The organism is Occultella aeris (assembly GCF_902703175.1).
Taxonomy (GTDB): domain Bacteria; phylum Actinomycetota; class Actinomycetes; order Actinomycetales; family Beutenbergiaceae; genus Occultella; species Occultella aeris.
In genome coordinates, this window is record NZ_CACRYJ010000030.1 from 1 (window position 1) to 17,477 (window position 17,477).

The window sequence follows — 17,477 nt, forward strand, 5'->3', positions numbered from 1 at the left end:
CGGTGGGCGCGAGGTGGTGGGGCTGGTCAGGTGGTGGATGGGGAGTCGGCCAGCTGGACGACCTGGAGGCCGTGCTCGCGGCTGACGAACTGGCCACGCCCGGGCTCGCTCGGGCGCGGCTTCGCGGCTCCGACGAGGGCGCCCTCGTCCTTGCTGCCGGACAGCACCAGGCCAGGTGCCGCCAGGTCCCGCAGGGCCTGCAGCACCGGCTCGTACATGGCTCGGCCGGCGCCACCGGTGCGCCGGGTGATGTTCAGGTGCAACCCGACGTCGCCGGCCTGGGCGAGCAGTGGGATCAGCGGGCTGATCGGGTTTCCGGTGGAAGTGGCCACCAGGTCGTAGTCGTCGACCAGCACGAACACCTCGGCGCCGGTCCACCAGGACCGGGCCCGCAGCTGCTGCGGGGTCACGTCGGGACCGGGCAGTCGGCTGCGCAGGTACTCGGCGATGCCCGCGATCTCCCCGGCCGCCTGGTCGGCGGTCGTGAAGTAGCCGGCCAGGTAGTCCTCGGGGATCTCCGCCAGCAGGGACCGGCGGTAGTCGACCACGAAGATCTGGGCCTGCTTCGGCGTGTACAGGCGCTGCACCTCGCGGGCGATCCCACGCAGCAGAGAGGACTTGCCCGAGCCGGAGTCCCCGAACGCGTAGAAGTGTGCGTCCTGGCGGGGGTTCAGACCCACCGGGCCGAGCGCGGACTCGTTGATGCCGAGCAGGATCTGGTCGGCGACGGGTGTGCCGGCCGCGAGGTCGCGGACCTCCTCGAGGGTGATCAGCTCCGGCAGCAGACGCAGCTTCGGGGGAGGCGGTCCGGTCCAGGCCGCGTTGACGGTCTCGATCAGGTGCTCCACACCGCTGCCGAGGGTCGTCGGCGATCCGTCGCCGTCGATGCGCGGCAGGGACGTGAGGACGTGGTGGCGGGAGACCACGAGACCGCGACCGGGCCGGTCCTTCGGTACGTTGGCGGCGACCTTGCGGTCGATGTCGGAGTCCATCGGGTCACCGAGGCGCAGCTCCAGCTTGGTGCCGAAGACGTCCTTGACCTGGGTTCGGAAGTCGATCCAGCGGTTCGTCGTGGCGATCAGGTGCATCCCGAACGTCAGCCCGCGCCCGGCGAGCGCCTGGATCTCCATCTCCATGCCGTCGAACTCGGCGCGCAGGGTCGACCAGCCGTCGACGATCAGGAACACGTCACCGTAGCCGTCGTCGGCTCGGCCCTCGAGGCGGCGCTGCCGGTAGGTCTCGATCGAGTCGATGCCCTGCTCGCGGAAGTACACCTCGCGGGCGTTCACGATCCCCTCCAGCTCGGCGAGGATCCGCCGCACCACATCGGGCTCGCTGCGGGTCGCGACACCGGCCACGTGTGCCAGGGACGCCATCGGCGAGAACGTGCCGCCGCCGAAGTCCATCACGTAGAACTGCACCTCGAGCGGGCTCTGCGTGAGCGACAGGCCGGTCACCACCGACCGGGCCACGGTCGACTTGCCGGACCGCGGTCCGCCGACGATCGCCATGTGGCCACCGGCGCCGGACAGGCTCAGGCGAAGGGTGTCGCGGCGCTGTTCCAGCGGCCGGTCGACGATGCCCAACGGGAACGTGAGCGCACTCGCGCCCCGCCAGGCCGCGGAGACCAGGCCGAGCGCCGGGTCGGTGGTGAGGTCCGGCATCATCTGGTCGTAGGTGAACGGCACCTCCAACGGTGGCAACCACACCTGGTGCGCGGCCGGTCCCTTGCCCTTCATCCGATCGACCGCGATGTCGAAGGTGACCCGCTTCTCCTCGGGCTCGTTGTTCGACGGTGCGAGATCGGGTTCGTCGTCGCTGTCGAGGGAGAGTACGGGAGCCGCCGTGAACGCCTCGATCTTCGCCTCGGCGACGGACCCGGACGGACCGCCGACGGACCGCCGTCGGGCCTTCGGCGGAGCCGACACGTACGCCGCACGGAACTGGATCAGCGTGGACGCGTCAGATTTCAGGAACCCGTGGCCACCGCCGCCCGGGAGCTCGAACGCGTCCGGCACGCCGATGACGGCCCGGGAGTCCGCGCCGGAGAACGTCTTCAGGCCGACCCGGTAGCTCAGGTGGGACTCCAGGCCACGCAGCTTGCCCTCCTCGAGCCGCTGCGTGGACAACAACATGTGGATCTGGAGCGAACGCCCCAGCCGCCCGATCGCGACGAACAGGTCGGCGAACTCGGGCTTGGCCGAGAGGAGCTCGGAGAACTCGTCGGCGACGATGAGTAGCGCGGGCAGCGGTGCGAGATCGCTGCGACCACCCTTGCGGGCCTTCTCGTAGTCGGCCACGTTGGCGAAGTTCCCGCTGGCTCGGAGCAGCTCCTGGCGACGCACCATCTCGCCCTTGAGAGCGTCCTGCATGCGGTCCACCAGGGTCAGTTCCTCGCCCAGGTTCGTGATGATCGCCGAGACGTGCGGCATGTCCGCCATCCCGGCGAACGTGGCACCACCCTTGAAGTCGACCAGCACGAAGTTCAGGTCCTCGGAGGAGTGCGTCAGCGCCATGGCGAGCACGAGCGTGCGCAGCACCTCGGACTTGCCTGACCCGGTGGCACCGATCAGCAGGCCGTGCGGGCCCATACCCTGTTGGGCGGACTCCTTGATGTCCAGCGCGAGCGGTTGGCCCTGCGAGGTCAGTCCGATCGGCACCCGGAGCCGGTCCCTGGGCAGCCGCGGTGCCCAGGCGACGGCAGGGTCGAAGTCGCGCACGTCCGGCAGGCCGAGCAGGTCGGTCAGTTCCGCCGATACCGTCGCCTTCGGGGCACCACCCTCGTCGGAACCCTCGACCAGCAGCGGTGCGAGCCGTCGAGCGGTGGCCTCCGCCTCGGCGATGCTCATCTGGTCGGCCATGCCGCGCTGGGGCGGGAACCCGCGCTGGAGCACCTGCATCGGGGTCAGACCGGCCTCGGCACCGGCACGGATCGTGGCGTACAGCTGGATCCGCATCGTGTTCCGGCTGGACAGCTCCTCCCAGGTCTCCGGCAGGTCCAGGACGGTGACGCCCATGACACCCTCCGGGCTGACCAGTGGGTTGCCGCCCGGGATGTGCCCGCCGTCGATCACGACCAGCACGTGCGGACCGTCGAATTCTCCGTTGCGCTGGAAGCGGCCGCGCTCGTGGATGCCCTTCGGGAGCAGAGCCTCGATGTCGGCGTACGTCTCACCGATCATCCGCGCCGGCCCGACGGCGTCCCGCTCGTGTGTGGAGTGGGCGTGGGGCAGCCACTTCACCCACTCCCACTGCGGCAGCGCGTCCGGTGCGGCCACCACGGCGATCTGGAGCAGTTCGGGGGCCACGAACGTGGCCAGGTGGCTGATCATGGCGCGGGCCAAGGACCGGGACGGCTCGGCCGACCCGGCGAGCTCGACTCGGGCAACCGTGCGGATGTCGACGCCGAGGGGGAGCGAGGGTTGGTTCGCGTGGGTGACCAGGAACCGGTGCGCGGCGGACGCGGAGACGGGGTCGAGCTGGGCAAGCGGCGACGTCTGCGGCGGCTCGAGGGTCAGGGACAGCGGCTGCGTGGACCGGCCGATCCGCGTGCGGAGCAGGTTCTGCTCACCGCCCAGCCGTTCCCAGACCCGGGCGCCCTCCTCGGCGACCACCGGTAGCGCCGCCGGATCCGGCATCAGCCACTGGGTGTGGTGCCGCTGACGCTTCGCCGCCCCGCGGACCGTGGTGCGCATCTCGGACAGGTAGGCCAGGTACTCGCGCCGGGCCGAGACCACGTCCGCGGTGTGTTGCGACTTCTGCCGCCAGATGTTCATGCCCACCATGGACAGCGCCATGAACAGGAACATCCCACCCATGAGGAAGGTTCGGCCGCTCGGACCGCCCTGGCTGAACGTCAGGACGGCGATCGATCCCATCGAGCCCAGCATCGGCAGCGCCGTGGTGAGGGTGTTGCTGGCACCCTCCGGCTTGATCAGCTCCGGTGGTGGCTGCAGGGGCAGTTGACCGGTTGGAACCTTCGGCGGCGCAAGGCGTGAGGCCGGGCCTGCGGACATGCATGACTCCTCGGGTGCTGGTGGCCGGTCCAGCCTACTGGGCGGATCCCTGCGCGCGGCGGGCGGGACCCGAGGACACCGGTGTCCGGATGGGCACCTCAGCCCATTCCCGAAGGCCCGTGGGGGTGGTCGGCGGGGGAGCCGACTCCGGCGGGATGGCTACTATGGCGGAAGTCAGCAGGCACCGGTGGGCCCTGCCACCAGGCCCACCGACTCCGAGCGCACCGGGGGGACAGTGAGCACCACCGCACCGGCTCGTCTCTTCCTCGCGGTCGTCGACGGCGACGAACGGGCGGACATCTCCGTCTCACCGGACGCGCTCGTCGGCGAGGTGCTGCGTGCGCGGGGTGCGGACCCTGCCCGGGTGGTGGCGGTGTCATCGTCGGGAGCTGTGCTCGATCCCGACCACGCCATCGGCCGACACCTCGGCAACGGGAGTGTGCTCTGGTTGGTGACCGGCGATGCCGCCGGGTCCACCGACGGCGCCGGCAGGCCAACCCGGGAGCGGCACCGGGCGGTGCGCCGGCGCACACCCTCCGGCAGCGCCGGTTGGCTGGCCTGCATCGCGGTCACCGCGGCGTGCGCGCTCCTGGTCGTGATCCACTCAATCTCGGTCGGAGCGGGCGCGGGCGTGCTCACCGACCCGTTCCGGTATGCCGTCGCGGCCCTGCTCGGCGCCGGCGCCGTGGTACTCGCGCTGCGCCGCAGCGGTGATCAGGGCGGGACCACCGTGGCGGGCTCGCACCTGGTGGACGAGACGATCCTCGGCCCGATCCTTGCGTTCACCGCCGGATTCCTGCTCGCCCCACCGGACGCGTTCGCGGTACTGCGGCTGGCCGTTGTGATCGGGCTCGTGGCTGGTGCCTCGATGGCCGCGCTCAGGCTTGCGGTGAGCACCTACCACCAAGACCCTTCCACCTCCGTGGCGTCGGTGCTCACGATGGCCTGGGTGGTACTCGCGGTGCTGTTCGGGCTGTCGCTCATCCTCGACCTGCCCGTGCACGTGGCCCCCGCCCTGATCCTCGGCGTCGTGCCCCTGGTGCTGCGGGCCATGCCGAGCGCATCGATCGCCGTCCCCGACGAGCAGCTGCTGGACCTGTCCTTCGTGGCCCGCACCGCCACGTCGGTGCGCGGGCGGGCGCCGCGGCCACCGGGGCGGGTGCAGTGGCTGCAGGTCGAGCGCACGGTGCGGTACGCCGAGCGTCGCAAGGCGGCCGGGCTCGCGGTGGCGAGCGTGCTGGTGATGGCCATGGCGCCGCCGGTCCTGGCGGCGTACGAACCGGGCACCATCACCGGTTGGGCCACTCTCGCGCTGTTCACGTTCCTGGTGATCACGCTCGGCCTCGGTCCCCGCTCCTACCGCGGGGTCATCGAGAAGTCCGCCCCACGATTCGCGCTGCTGGTGCTGCTCATCGAGATCGCGCTCGCCGCCCGGGTGACACCGGACGCGGGCCTGTGGTCCCTGGTCGGGATCGGCGGGGGCCTCGGCATCGCGCTACTCACCATGGCGATCGTGACCGGCTGGCGCTCCGTGAAGTGGTCGCGCGCCGGGGACATCATCGAAGGAATCGCGATCATCTTCGTGATGCCCGCGGCGCTGCTCGCCGCCGGGGTCATCGAAGGTCTTCAGACCGTGGCCGCCGGATAGACTGCGGCGGGCAGGCAAGCGGATTGAGGGGACGTTGATGTCGGTCGAGGTAACCGAACGCCCGACCTGGGCTGTCCAGAACGGCCCCGGCGGGGCCGCGCCGGATCCGGCGCGCGAACCGTCCGGCCGGCGGGTGGCGTCCGGGGTACTCCGGCGCCTCGCCGCGTACGCACTGGATCTGGCCGCCGTCGCCGCGGTCATCGCGGCCGTCTACCTGCCGACCCGCAGCCTCGTGCTCGGCGGCATCGTCGGAGCCGAGGCGATCGGCGCCCTGGTGCTCTGGGAGGCGCGGACCGGGCGCACGCTGGGCAAGAGCGTGCTCGGGATCAGGGCCGCGCGTTCCGACGGCCCGTACGCCCCCGGGCTGGGTCGGGAGCTGGTCCGGGCCGCCCTGCTGGGGGCCGCACACCTCGTGGCGTTCGTGGGCCAGTTCGCGCTGATCGCGACCGCCGCCGCGGACCGGTCCGGTCGCGGCCAGGCGCTGCATGACCGGGTGGCCCGCACCGCCGTCCTCGACCTTCGTCCGGACGCGGTCGGCAAGCCGGCTCCCGTGCCCGGGCTCGCGCCGATGCCCTCGACGCACGCAATGCCGGGCGGGATGCCCGGCCGCCGCGACGGCGGCTCCCAGGGCCCGGCGCCGACAGGTGCGCCTGTGTGGGCCGCGCAGGGCTCGCCAACGACCGCCCCGGCCGGGTACGCCCCCGGCAGTGCCGCGACGTCCGCCCAGGGCATGCTGGGCGCGGCGCCCGGACCCAACGCACCACGCCAGCCCGCGGCAGCGCCCGGCCCAGCCCTCGTGGCACCGTGGGAACGGCCACGTGGACCCGTGCCTGCGCAAGCGGGGGCATCGGCGGAGCGCGGGCCCGCGGCGGGTGCGCCGTCGATGCCGTCGCCGCAGCCGCAGCCGCAGCCGCAGCCCCATGGGCCATCGGTCCAGGGCGGATCGGTGCCGGGAGCCCCATGGGCGGCCGCGCCGCCGCAGCACGGGCAACAGGGCGGCCAGGCGCAGCAGGGTGCCCCGCAGGGCCGAAGCCCGCAGCGACTTACGCCTCAGGGACAGCCAGGTCAACAGGGGCTCGCGCCGCAGCCGGGCCAGGTGGCGCAGCACGGCCAGTTGCCACCGCAGCAGGGACAGCCAGGTCAGCAGGGGCACGCACCGCAGCCGGGCCAGGTCGTGCAGCACGGCCAGCCACCCCAGCAGTACGGTCGGCCTGCCGGTCCGGGCCATCAGGCCCAGGCCGCCGGCGCGCCCGGCGGATCGGCGGCGGTCGCCGGATACCCACCTGCAGCAGGCCGGCCCGCTCATCCGGAACCCGAGAGCCGTCGGGCCCGTCGGGTCGCCGAGGCGGCGGCGCCGGAGGCTCCCGGCCAGCCGGCCGCGGCGTCCGCGCAGCTGCCCGAGCACACGTTCTATCCCCGCGCCGTCGAGCCGGCCCGGGTGCCGGGTCTCACCGACGCACCCGCACCCGGCGAGGGTTCCGAGCGGCGCGGCGCCGCGCCGTCAGCGGTGTACGTCCTCACCATGGACGACGGCGCGACGGTCACCGTGACCGGCTCCGGCCTGCTCGGGCGGCGTCCACAGGCACCCGCGGGCGAGCGCTACGACCACCTCGTCGCGATCGACGACCCGGGCCGCTCGCTCTCGCGGACACACGCCCGGATCGGGATCGAGGACGGCGACCTCTGGGTGGAGGACCGCGGCTCGGCGAACGGCACGCTGGTCGTGGCCGCTGACGGGACCCAGACGCGGGCGTTCCCAGGCAAGCGCGTGACCGTCCCGGAGGACGGATCGATCGAACTCGGCGAGCGCGTCATCACCGTCGCCCGCTGGGAGAGCTGAGCCACCAGCGGCGAGCCCGTTCCCGATCTGCCGGCCCCGGGCGCTTGCCAAGTCCCTGGGCTCGACGATCGACGGGCCGCCCGCGTGCCACCGAACCTGCCGCGAAGCAGGCGAAGCCTACGCGGCCGCAGCAGCCGTTGCATCCGAAGCGACGGCACATCAGGTCGCGCTCCGTCTCCGGACCGAACGCCGGGACCCGCACGGGACGAGCCGGCCGCACTCGTCATGGTCGCAGCGGCAGCCCGGGACGGCGGCGCGGGACGGGGACGGGGACCCGACGACCAGTGGAACGCCCCGACGAGGAGCAGAACGCCCCGACGGCCGGTGGCCGTCGGGGCGTTCGGTGTGGCCAGGGCGCTCAGTCGCTCTGATCGCCTCGGCACCTCACCACTTGGGGTCGAAGTCCTCCTCCGGAGGCAGCTCCGGGAGTTGGGCGTCCCGGGAGCCGGCGTTCGCCGCGGCGCCGAGGTCCGGCGTGACTGCCTCGTCCTCGAGCTCCTCGGCGACGAGGCCGAGCCCGTGGCCGTTCTTGCGCTTCTTGTCCTTGCCGCCACCGGCTCCGGCGCCGCCCATCATGCCGGCACCGGGTCCGCCGCGGCCACCTGCGCCGCCACGGGCGTTGGTTCCTGACCGGCCCCCGGGCGCGCCGCGGCCACTTCGACCACCGGCGCCGCCCGCGGCGCCACCCAGCGGCACGCCGCCGATGCCGCCGGCTCCACCGGCTCCGCCCGCGCCACCGGCGAGACGACCGGCCGCACCGGCGCCGAGCGCGCCGCCGACACCGAGGCCGCCACCCACACCTCCGCCGATGCCGCCGGGACCGCCGATTGCGCCGGGCCCGAGGCCGCCGCCGATGCCGCCGGGACCACCGCCGATCGCGCCGGGCCCGAGCCCGCCGCCGAGGCCACCGTCCGCAGAGGTGTCATCGTCGCCCGGGTTCCAGGTGTCATCGGGATTCCAACCGTCGTCCCCGGGACCACCTGGGTAGTTCGGGTCGTTCGGGTTGTTCGGGTCGTAGGGAGGGTTCCCCGGGTAGTTGGGGTCGTTCGGGTTGTTCGGGTCGTAGGGCGGGTTGTTCGGGTCGAACGGGGGATCGGTGTCGACCGGCGGAATACCCGTGGTGGGCCCAGGGCCGATGTTGGGCGGTGGTGCCACGTTCCCGGGACCGGGAACGTTGCCGGGGCCGCCGGGCACGTTCGTGTTCGTCGTCGGGTTCGTCGTCGACGGCGGGGGGTGTGTGCCGGGTGGGGTCTCGGGGGTCGGCCGCCGCTCACCGGGGTTGAACTCCTCCGGGGTGGTGTTGGTCAGGTAGGTGCTGCCCAGGGAGGCGTCCAGGTTCGTCATGGCCTGCGTGGCAGCATCCTCGCGAGCCTGGTCCCAGCCGTCCAGCCAGTGGTTCGTCGCCACCGCAGCGGTCACGGCGCCGACGCCACCGAGGACGATCATGCCGCCAGCGGCCGCCGCGGCCTCGATGGCCCGCTTCTGCCACCAGTTCAGCTCCTGCGGTGGGAGGTTGTTGTACGCCTCGCGGGCCGTATCGATCGCGTCGAGGGCATAGGTGGTGCTGGTCTTGGCGTTGGTGAGGTCCGCCGAGGTCTGGTTCAGGCTGGACGCCAGTGTGGTCATCTGGGTCCACGCGGCCATGCCGGTCTCGCTCTCGGCACCGCTGTCGGCGCCGATGTTCTGCACGCTCTGGGACGCCTCGGTCAGCGAGGTGGAGTGTGTCCCAAGCGTCTCCAGGTCGGTCCTGGCGGTGGTGAGCCTCTCCGCAGGAATCTGACTGATCTGTTCCAGATTGTCGGTGTTCGCACCCATGTCACATTCCTCCATGCTGGGTCGGTGGTGGCTGTCGTGGTGGTGACTGTGGTTCCCCGGCCTGCTGGCCGGGCGGTGGATAGGGCTGCCGGCCGGCAGGCTGGTACGGCTGCTGACCGGGCGGCCCCGAGATGGGCTGGTTCTTCCGTCTCCCCCGGGCGGCGCCGATGATCAGGCCGGCGATCAGGAGGAGCACCAGGACCCCGGCGACCGCGGCGATGGCCAGGACCGGGCTGGACGTCTCGTCGGCGTCACTGCCCTCCGAGGTGGCGGCCGGGTCCGGATCGGTGGGGTTCTCGCCGGCAGTGCCCGCGATCTGCGCGGCACTCGGCACCGCGTCCGGGTCGTCGCGGATCAACGGGTTCACGTCCTCGAACGTGGTCGGATCCGTCGCCATCAGGGCCGGCACCGAGATCAGGCCGTAGCCGGTGTTGTCGTTGCGGGCGGGGTCGTGTGTGCTCCCGCCGGTGGTGCGGATCAGCGACTGGATGAGCTGGTTGCCGGTCGCTTCCGGATATGCGGACTTGACCAGGGCCAGTGCGCCGGACGTGAACGCGGTCGCCTCCGAGGTCCCGGATGAGAGCCACTGGGCGTTCCAGGCGCCACCCTCCCAGCCGGTCCGGACGATCTCCGTCCCGGGGGAGACCACGGTGAGCAGCGGGCTCACCACTGGGTTCTCCAGGATCTCGGAGTTGATGTCATGGGCCTCGACCGTCACGATCCCGTTCGCCGTCGCGGGCCAGCCGAGCTCGCTCGGCGGGTCGTTCGGCATGGCGTTCACGATCACGACTCCGGCGCGAAGCGCCTCCGCGAACGCCTCACCGTTGTCCTCGTTGAAAGCACCGCTGAACGACATGCTGATGATGTCGGCTCCGGCCGCCACGGCGGCCCGGATGGACTCGTCGACACGGCCACCGCAGCCCCGGTCGTTGACGACGGTCACGTAGCTGAGGATGGTGGCATCCGGGGCGACCCCCTGCGAGCTCGGGAACCCGCCCACCTCCGCGCCGTTGCCGACCAGCAGCTCCGCCATCGCGGTGCCGTGCTCGGCCTCCTCCCCGGAGCTCGTGCCCGGAAACGCCGTGCCGTCGTCGGGGCACACGTAGTCGGGCTGGGTCTGGATGTCCGCGCCGGCCAGGGTGGGGACCTCGAGGTTCACCGGGCTGTCGAGCAGCGCGATCGTCACGCCCGCGCCGGTCGCGGTCTGATGCGCCTGCGAGACACCCGTCTCGCTGTAGTACCAGAGGCCACCGAGGCTCGTGTCCCAGTCCGCCGACGCCGACGGCGCGACGAGCCCGACGAGGAGCGCGGCCGTCGCGGCCGTGGCCAGCGCCGGGCGGGTTCTGCTCAGGTTCATCAGGCCGCGTCGAGCGCCGTCTTGATGGCCTGCAGCCGCGCGGTGACGTTCTCGTCGAGGTCCTTCATGTCCTTGGCGTAGGCCGCGAGCTCCTCGTGCATGGTCACCATGGTCGCCACGTACGTGTCCAGGCTGGTCTCCATGGTGGTCAGCGTCTGGCGCAGCTGGCCGGAGTACGTGGTCGGTGACTGGACCGCTGACCAGGTCTGCGCGTCCTGCCGGTCGCGGATCTCGACGACGTCCGGCCGAAGCTTGCTCACCTCGTCCACGAGCGTCTCCAACTGCCCGAGCCGGTGTGTGAGGACCTCAGGGGTGATCTCGGTCTGTCCCATGACGGTGATCGTCTCTCTGTGTCGTGATCAGTGGTTCTGTCGGGGTGTCGCCACGAAGGGCGGCGCACGCCGAAGCCTGTCGGGGCTTCGGCGCGACCGTCAAGCGTGGCGTCGGCTCACTGGAAGCGAGCGGCGTTCTGGTTCTCGGTGGACTGGTAGTCCTGCCCGCCCTGACCCACGGCGGTACCGATCTCGGTCAGCAGCGCCTTCATGTCCGTGATCGCGGTGGTCCACTGCGACTTCGCCGTCTGGTAGGACTCGGCGGCCGCACCGGTCCAGTCCGCACGCAGCGGCTGGAGCTGGGAGTCCATGTCGGCGAGCTGCTGCTCGAGCTTGTTCGCGCCGCCGACGATGTCGGCGCCAGCGGTGGCGATGCCCTCGAAATTGGCCTTGAACGTCATATCTGTTCCTCAGTTCCTAGTTGAGAGAGCGTCAGCCGAGACGGCCCTGGAGGCGGGACATGGCCGAGCTGGCCTGCTCGTCGGAGGCGGTGTAGCTGCTCTGCGACGACTGCAGGTTCTGCTCGAACGTGTCGAGGCTGGTGATGATCTTGCGGGCGTCCGTGCGCCACCGCTCCATGAGCGAAGCGAACGCGGTGGCGGCCTGACCCTGCCACTGGGCGCCGATGCCGGAGAGGCGACCCTCGAGCGAGGAGAGCTCACCGTTCAGCGTGATCTTCGATTCGGCGACGATCCTCGCGCCGCGCGCCAGTGCACCGTCTGCTGCGGAGACTTCCTGTCCCACAGTCACCTCCAAGTTCATGGGCCCCTCGGCCCGTGTGTGTGAACCGCCGGTTGGCAGTCCATCACCGAATACCCCCGGTGAATGACTTCACCTTACGAAACGCCACGGGGTGCGTCGATGGGGAGAGGTCCCCGCAGGGCTGCCGCCCGAACCGCCGACGGTGCGGCGGGAGCCGCCTCGGTCGTGGCTATGCTGAACCGGGCCACCAGTAGGTAGAGGGATATCGATGACCGAACTTTCCAGCGGCGAGCGCGCGCTCGGCCAACTCCTGCGCGTCTCGGTGGTGGCCGGCGATCGTCGGCTCGACCTCGCGGCGCCCGGGGGTGTCCCGGTCGCCGAACTCGTGCCCGGTCTCGCCCGGAACCTCAACCTCCTCGACGCCGCGACAGTGTTCGGTGGATATCGCCTGATGCGGCAGCAGGGCGGCCCCCTGGAGGACGCTCGGAGCCTGCAGGCCCAGGGGGTCCAGGACGGTGACGTGCTCACCCTGACCTCCGGCGCGGACATCGACGAGCATCGCGTCTACGACGACCTCGTCGAGGCGGTCGCGGACGTCGTGGAGAGCGACGACAAGCCGTGGACGCCGAAGGACGCGGCTACGACGGCGGTGCTCGCCGCCGTCGCGCTGCTCGTCACCGGCGCGATCCTGCTCTTCGGCGCCGGCCCCGGCTCGGGCACCAGCGCCGTCTTCGTCCCGGTGACGGCGGCTCTGGCCGCGGTGCTGCTGCTGGTCAGCGCGCTCGTCGTGGAACGGGTCGGCGGCCCGCCCGCGGCACCGGTCGCGCTGGTCCAGGTCGCGGCGGTCTACGGTGCGCTCGCGGGCTTCAGCGCCCTCGGTGCGTCCGATCCCTGGGGCGCGGGCGCCGCCGGCGCCGGCGCCGGCGCGCTGGTCGCCGGCCTGCTCGGCCTGATCGCCCTACGCGAGCGGCGTGAGTACTCGATCATCCCGGTGACCGTCGGGGCCGTGATCGGGATTGCTGGCGCGGCCATGTGGTTCGTCGACACGCCCCCTCCCGCCGCGTTCGCCGTCGCCGTCGCGGCGGCGGGGGTCGCCGGGATCGGCGTGCCCTGGGTCGCGCTGGCGACCACGCCGCTGCAGATCGTGAGTGCCCGGGACGATTCCGAGATCCTGGCCGACCCCGGCGAGATCGACCGGGCCCAGGTCTCCCGCGAGTACGTCCGCGGCCACCGGTACCAGGTCGGCCTGCGGATCGCCGTCGGTGTGGTGATGCTGATCGCCGCGCCGGTCGTGGTGGGCTCCGGGCTGCTCGGGACCCTTCTGATGGTCGTGGCGTTCGGCGGCATGATCCTCAGCGTGCGTGAGACGTACTCCCGCTCGGACATCGTCGCGGTCATGACGATCGCGATCGTCGGGGTGGTCGTCACGGGGGTCTCGGCCGCCGTACTGCACCCCGAGTGGCGGACGGGGCTGACCGTGGCGGTCGGGGTCGTCGCCGCGGCCGTGGTCGGCCTGACGCTGATCTCGCCGAAGCCGCGGTTGTGGCTCGGCCGACTCGCCGACGGGGCCGAACTCGGCTGCCTGGCCGCGCTGCTGCCGCTGGCGGCGCTCGCCTCCGGATTGGCGTGATCGCGTGGCCACCAAGAAGGAACTGATCGCTGCCCAGAACTTCAGCCGACGGCGGTTGCTCACCGCGTTCGTGAGCGGCGCCCCGGGTGGGCGCGAGCTCGAGCCGGCGAAGCCGCTCGTCGGTGTCGTCGCCGGTGCCGTGCTCAGTGTGCTGGTGGTGGTCGGGTCCCTGATCGCGGGCTTCTTCACGGGCAGTCTCCCGGACGGGTGGGAGGACAGTTCGCTCGTCGTCGTGGACACCGGGGCGAGGTACGTCGCCCGCGCCGGCACCCTGTACCCGGTCGCCAACATCACCAGCGCGCAACTGCTCGCCACCGGTGAGGACGGGGAGCTGCTCGTGGTGCAGGCCAGCGAGGACGACCTCGCCGGACTGCCGCGTAGCTCGGTGGTGGTCGGCATCGAGGGCGCGCCCGATGCGCTGCCCACGCCCGACTCGCTCATCAACGTCGGCTGGTGGGCGTGCGCGCTCGACGTCGAGCGCACCTGGGTGGACCTGGACTCCGCGCATGCCGGGGTCGAGGAACCGCGCGGCGCCCTGGTCGTCGTCGACGGCGCCTACTACTACATGAGCGGCGGCTACCGGTATCTGGTCGCCGAGCAGGACCTCACCGCGCTCAGCCTTTTCCTCGGGTTCTCCGCCACCGGCGCCTACGAGGTCTCTGCCCGGTGGCTCAACCTGTTCACGGAGGGCACCCCGATCGAGCGGCTCACCGTGCCAGGTGCGGGTGACCCGCTGCCCGGCCCCGCCGCCCAGATCGGCGGTGAGCTCGAGGTGGGCAGCGTGGTCCGGTTGCGCAGCGCCAGCGGCGACACCGGCGCCGTGCACGTATTCACCGCGGACGGCGCCCTGGTCGAGCTGAGCGACGTGGCCCTCGAGCTGTACTACATGGGTACCGGGCTCACCCCTGACGACGTCGTCACCCTGGACAACTCCGAGGTGCAGCAGGTGCCGATCGAGGACTCGACCGGACTCGTGCCGGTGGACTGGCCCACGCAGCCGTTGCCGGCGGTGGAGGGCGAGCTGCAGCCGTGCGCCCAGCTCGTGGCCGAGGACGACCCAGCCGCCGCGGGCGCCCCGAGCAATGTCGCGCTCGTGGCCGCGCCGCCGCCGGAGGACGGTGACGCCGAGGTGAGCGTCGCGCCCGGCGCGGGCGCGCTGGTCCAGCTGGACGGTGGCGGTACCCAGGGTGGCTACGCCCTGATCGATGAGCGTGGCCGGATGTACCCGATCCCGGTGACCAGCACGGACGTGATCCTTCTGCTCGGTTACGGCGAGGTGGAGATCCCGCGCGTCTCCCAGTTCTGGGCGGCGCTGTTCCCCGCCGGTCCCACGCTCACCGTGGAGGCCGCCAGTGAGGGCATGAGCGCCGCCGGGCCGTCGTGAGCGCCTCCCGGTTCCGGCGCGGTCTCGCTGCGGCGGCCGCCCTGACGCTCGGCGGAACCCTCCTCATAGCGGCGCCGGTGACGCCCGTGTACGCCACCAGCACCAGCGAGAACTGCTCGACAGACTCGCCGGCGCTCGTAGCCGCGTCGCCACCCGCGTTCGACGCCCTTGGAGTACGGGAGGCCTGGGAGCTGGCCACGGGCGCCGGGGTGGTCGTGGCGGTCGTCGACTCGGGCGTCAACGTGGCCAACGTCCACCTCCGTGAGGGGGTGCTGCCCGGCGTGAACCTGGTCCGTGGCACGGACCCCGCGACCACCGACGCGGAAGGGCACGGCACTGTGGCCGCCAGCATCATCGCCGCCCGGGGGGTCGAGGGATCGGGCCTGGTGGGTGTCGCGCCCGAGGCCGAGGTCCTACCGGTCCGGGTCTACTACGCGTCCAGCGACGAGGCCCAGGAACAAGGGGTGTCGCTCACCGCGGACCGGATCGCCGCCGGGATCCGGTGGGCGGCCGAGAACGGGGCCGACGTCATCAACGTCTCGCTGAGCACCACGGAGAACATCCCCGCGATGGAGGAAGCCGTTGCGGTGGCGACGGCGAACGGCGCCCTGGTCGTGGCCAGTGCGGGCAATCGGGACACCAGCACGGTTGCCGAGGACGTGCCCCGGTACCCGGCGGCCTACCCGGGGGTACTCGGCGTCAGCGCGGTCGACGTGAACGGAGCCTGGGTGGCGGGTGCCTCGTTCGCCGGGGAGTGGGTGGACGTTGTTGCCACCGGCCAGCAGGTCCCGTCGGCCTTCCACTGGGCCGGTGACTGCGTGCAGGCACCAGGCGACGCGCTGCCGTCCTCGAGCTGGGCCACGGCCTACACCGCCGGCACGGCCGCTCTCGTCGCGCAGGCCCACCCCGACGAGACCCCTGCGCAGTGGGCCCACCGGCTCATGGTGACCGCGTCCCGCCCGCAGCCCGCCGACCGCGACGACCAGATCGGATGGGGCCTGGTGCAGCCGGTCGCCGCCATCGAGTTCATCGACGACGGTTCGGCGCCCGGCCCGCCCTCGCCGATCCACCCGGCGCCCGAACCGGCTCCCGCGCCCACCTCAGGGATCGACCTCAGCCCCATCGAGGACCCGATGGCACCCACCCGCCAGATCGCGCTGTGGTGGCTGATCGGCGGCGTCGCGTTCGGTGCCCTGGTGGTCCTCATCGCTCGCCTGGGCACGGCCCGCCGTCCCGGCCGCCGCTGAGGACGTCCAGGTGGGCTGGGTTCTCCTCATGTGTGGCCCGGCCGGGTCCGGCAAGTCGACCCTGGCCCGAGCCCTCGAGGAGCGGGGCCTGGTGCGGCTGTCGTTCGACCAGACCGCCTGGGACCGCGGGCTCCGCGCCATGCCGTTGCCGGACCAGGCGCACCGGGAGATCGAGTCGCACCTGCGGGAACGGCTCCTCACCCTGGTCCGCAGCGGCGACGCCGTGGTCCTGGACTTCTCGTTCTGGTCACGTCGGATGCGCGCCGACTACCGAGCGCTGCTCCGTCCGCTCGGGGTGGAGCCGGTGACGATCCACGTGGCCACGGACCGGGCCACCGTGTTGCAGCGGGTCCGAGGCCGCGTCACCGGGCACGGTGACGACTTCCGCCTGTCCGAGCACCTGGCGGCCTCCTACTTCGACCACTTCGAGGCCCCGACGCCCGACGAAGGACCGCTCGTGGTCACGGCCGGCGACCACCCTCCGGAGCGGCAGCTCGCTGCGATCGAAGAGGTCATCGGCCGGGTGCCGGGGTCAGTCCGTCGCGCCTCGGCGCGGGGAGTTGCGCCGGGCGAGCCGTAGCCCGTCCGTGGTGAGGATCACCAACGCGACCCAGACGAGCGCGAACCCGGCCCACCGGCTCGGGGCCATCTCCTCCCCGAACAGCAGCACCCCGCTCAGGAACTGCATCGTCGGGGTGATGTACTGCAGCAGGCCGAGTGTCGCCAGCGGCAACCGGCGGGCCGCGGCGGCGAACAGTAGCAGCGGGGCCGTCGTCGCGACGCCCGAGGCGACCAACAGCGCGGCGTGCCCGGCCGGCCCTACCCGACCTCCGCCGTCGGCCCCGAATGTACTCGCCCCGGTCGCGGTCAGGTACACCAGATAGCCGAGGGCGGGCGCGGTGAGGGCGAGGGTCTCCACGCCGAGGCCCGGCAGTGCGGGGACCTTCGCCCCGACGGTCTTCTTCACGAGGCCGTAGCCGGCGAAGCTCAGCGCCAGGACTGTCGCGATCCACGGGAAGGAGCCAAGCCCGACGGCGATCACGACCACCCCGGCGCCGGCGACGCCGACCGCCGCCCACTGGGCCGGGCGCGGTCGCTCGCGCAGCACCAGCACGGCCAGCAGCACGGTGATGATCGGGTTCACGTAGTAACCCAGGGCGGCGTCCACCACCCGGTCGGTGAGGACGCCGACGAGGAAGGTGATCCAGTTCACGGCGAGCAGGACCGCGGCGAGGGTCAGCCGGCCGGCTGTGCGACGGTCCCTGAGCAGGGTCGTGAAGGTGCGCCACTGTCCGAGGGCCGCCAGCAGGAGCAGGCAGAGCAGCATCGACCAGACCACCCGGTGGGCCGTGATCTCCAGCGCGCCCGCGGATGCGAGGAGGCTGAAGTAGATCGGCAGCACGCCCCAGAGGAAGTATCCGCAGGCACCCGCGATCAGTCCGCGGCGGTGCTCGGACGTCGCGACGCCGTCCGGCGTGGGCTGGGCGGTCGACACCCGGCGAACCT

Annotated in this window: 13 protein-coding genes; 6 read left to right on the forward strand and 7 right to left on the reverse strand. The window is 72.2% G+C overall.

Annotated features, from left to right (window positions below):
* Positions 1-26: 26 nt before the first annotated feature.
* The gene (eccCa, locus tag HALOF300_RS10685; protein WP_156740952.1) at positions 27-4,016 is read right to left on the reverse strand and encodes a type VII secretion protein EccCa; all 3,990 of its coding nucleotides are present in this window, start codon (positions 4,014-4,016) and stop codon (positions 27-29) included.
* A 235-nt stretch (positions 4,017-4,251) separates the two neighbouring features.
* Here eccCa and HALOF300_RS10690 point away from each other — a divergent pair, with 235 nt between their 5' ends.
* Together HALOF300_RS10690 and HALOF300_RS10695 are read left to right on the forward strand one after the other, a co-directional pair.
* Complete coding sequence (locus tag HALOF300_RS10690) at positions 4,252-5,664, forward strand: hypothetical protein (RefSeq protein ID WP_156740953.1); 1,413 nt, start codon at positions 4,252-4,254, stop codon at positions 5,662-5,664.
* 37 nt (positions 5,665-5,701) lie between these two features.
* A complete protein-coding gene (locus HALOF300_RS10695) occupies positions 5,702-7,504 on the forward strand; it encodes an RDD family protein (protein ID WP_156740954.1) in 1,803 nt (600 codons plus the stop codon).
* Positions 7,505-7,888: 384 nt separating this feature from the next.
* On the opposite strand, the gene HALOF300_RS10700 is transcribed toward HALOF300_RS10695, so the two are convergent.
* The 5 genes from HALOF300_RS10700 to HALOF300_RS10720 all read right to left on the reverse strand — a co-directional run bounded on the left by HALOF300_RS10700 (position 7,889) and on the right by HALOF300_RS10720 (position 11,752).
* A complete protein-coding gene (locus tag HALOF300_RS10700) occupies positions 7,889-9,319 on the reverse strand; it encodes a hypothetical protein (protein WP_156740955.1) in 1,431 nt (476 codons plus the stop codon).
* 1 nt (position 9,320) lies between these two features.
* Positions 9,321-10,676, reverse strand: coding sequence for a S8 family peptidase (locus tag HALOF300_RS10705; RefSeq protein WP_156740956.1), 1,356 nt, complete (start codon positions 10,674-10,676; stop codon positions 9,321-9,323).
* Positions 10,676-11,008 carry a hypothetical protein gene (locus tag HALOF300_RS10710; protein WP_154792876.1) on the reverse strand — a complete coding sequence of 111 codons (333 nt, stop codon included), beginning with the start codon at positions 11,006-11,008 and terminating at the stop codon, positions 10,676-10,678. The genes HALOF300_RS10705 and HALOF300_RS10710 overlap by 1 nt, the downstream gene beginning before the upstream one ends.
* Before the next feature lie 116 nt (positions 11,009-11,124).
* On the reverse strand, positions 11,125-11,409 hold the full coding sequence (locus tag HALOF300_RS10715; protein WP_156740957.1) for a WXG100 family type VII secretion target: 285 nt from the start codon (positions 11,407-11,409) through the stop codon (positions 11,125-11,127).
* A gap of 31 nt (positions 11,410-11,440) precedes the next feature.
* Positions 11,441-11,752 (reverse strand): WXG100 family type VII secretion target, encoded by a 312-nt coding sequence (locus tag HALOF300_RS10720; RefSeq protein WP_156740958.1) that lies wholly within the window; start codon positions 11,750-11,752, stop codon positions 11,441-11,443.
* 226 nt (positions 11,753-11,978) lie between these two features.
* Between HALOF300_RS10720 and eccD the strand changes: the two genes are divergently transcribed.
* From eccD to HALOF300_RS10740, 4 genes are read left to right on the forward strand one after another with little or no spacing between them, the layout of a single operon-like run.
* The gene (eccD, locus tag HALOF300_RS10725; protein WP_156740959.1) at positions 11,979-13,340 is read left to right on the forward strand and encodes a type VII secretion integral membrane protein EccD; all 1,362 of its coding nucleotides are present in this window, start codon (positions 11,979-11,981) and stop codon (positions 13,338-13,340) included.
* A gap of 4 nt (positions 13,341-13,344) precedes the next feature.
* Positions 13,345-14,724, forward strand: a complete 1,380-nt coding sequence (gene eccB / locus HALOF300_RS10730; RefSeq protein WP_156740960.1) for a type VII secretion protein EccB — start codon at positions 13,345-13,347, stop codon at positions 14,722-14,724.
* Positions 14,721-15,971 carry a S8 family serine peptidase gene (locus HALOF300_RS10735; RefSeq protein WP_156740961.1) on the forward strand — a complete coding sequence of 417 codons (1,251 nt, stop codon included), beginning with the start codon at positions 14,721-14,723 and terminating at the stop codon, positions 15,969-15,971. Before eccB ends, HALOF300_RS10735 begins: the two co-directional genes overlap by 4 nt.
* A gap of 10 nt (positions 15,972-15,981) precedes the next feature.
* A complete protein-coding gene (locus HALOF300_RS10740) occupies positions 15,982-16,551 on the forward strand; it encodes an AAA family ATPase (RefSeq protein WP_197522471.1) in 570 nt (189 codons plus the stop codon).
* On the opposite strand, the gene rarD is transcribed toward HALOF300_RS10740, so the two are convergent.
* Positions 16,504-17,466, reverse strand: coding sequence for an EamA family transporter RarD (rarD, locus tag HALOF300_RS10745; protein WP_156740962.1), 963 nt, complete (start codon positions 17,464-17,466; stop codon positions 16,504-16,506). The two genes, HALOF300_RS10740 and rarD, sit on opposite strands and share 48 nt — an antisense overlap.
* Between the last annotated feature and the right edge of the window lie 11 nt (positions 17,467-17,477).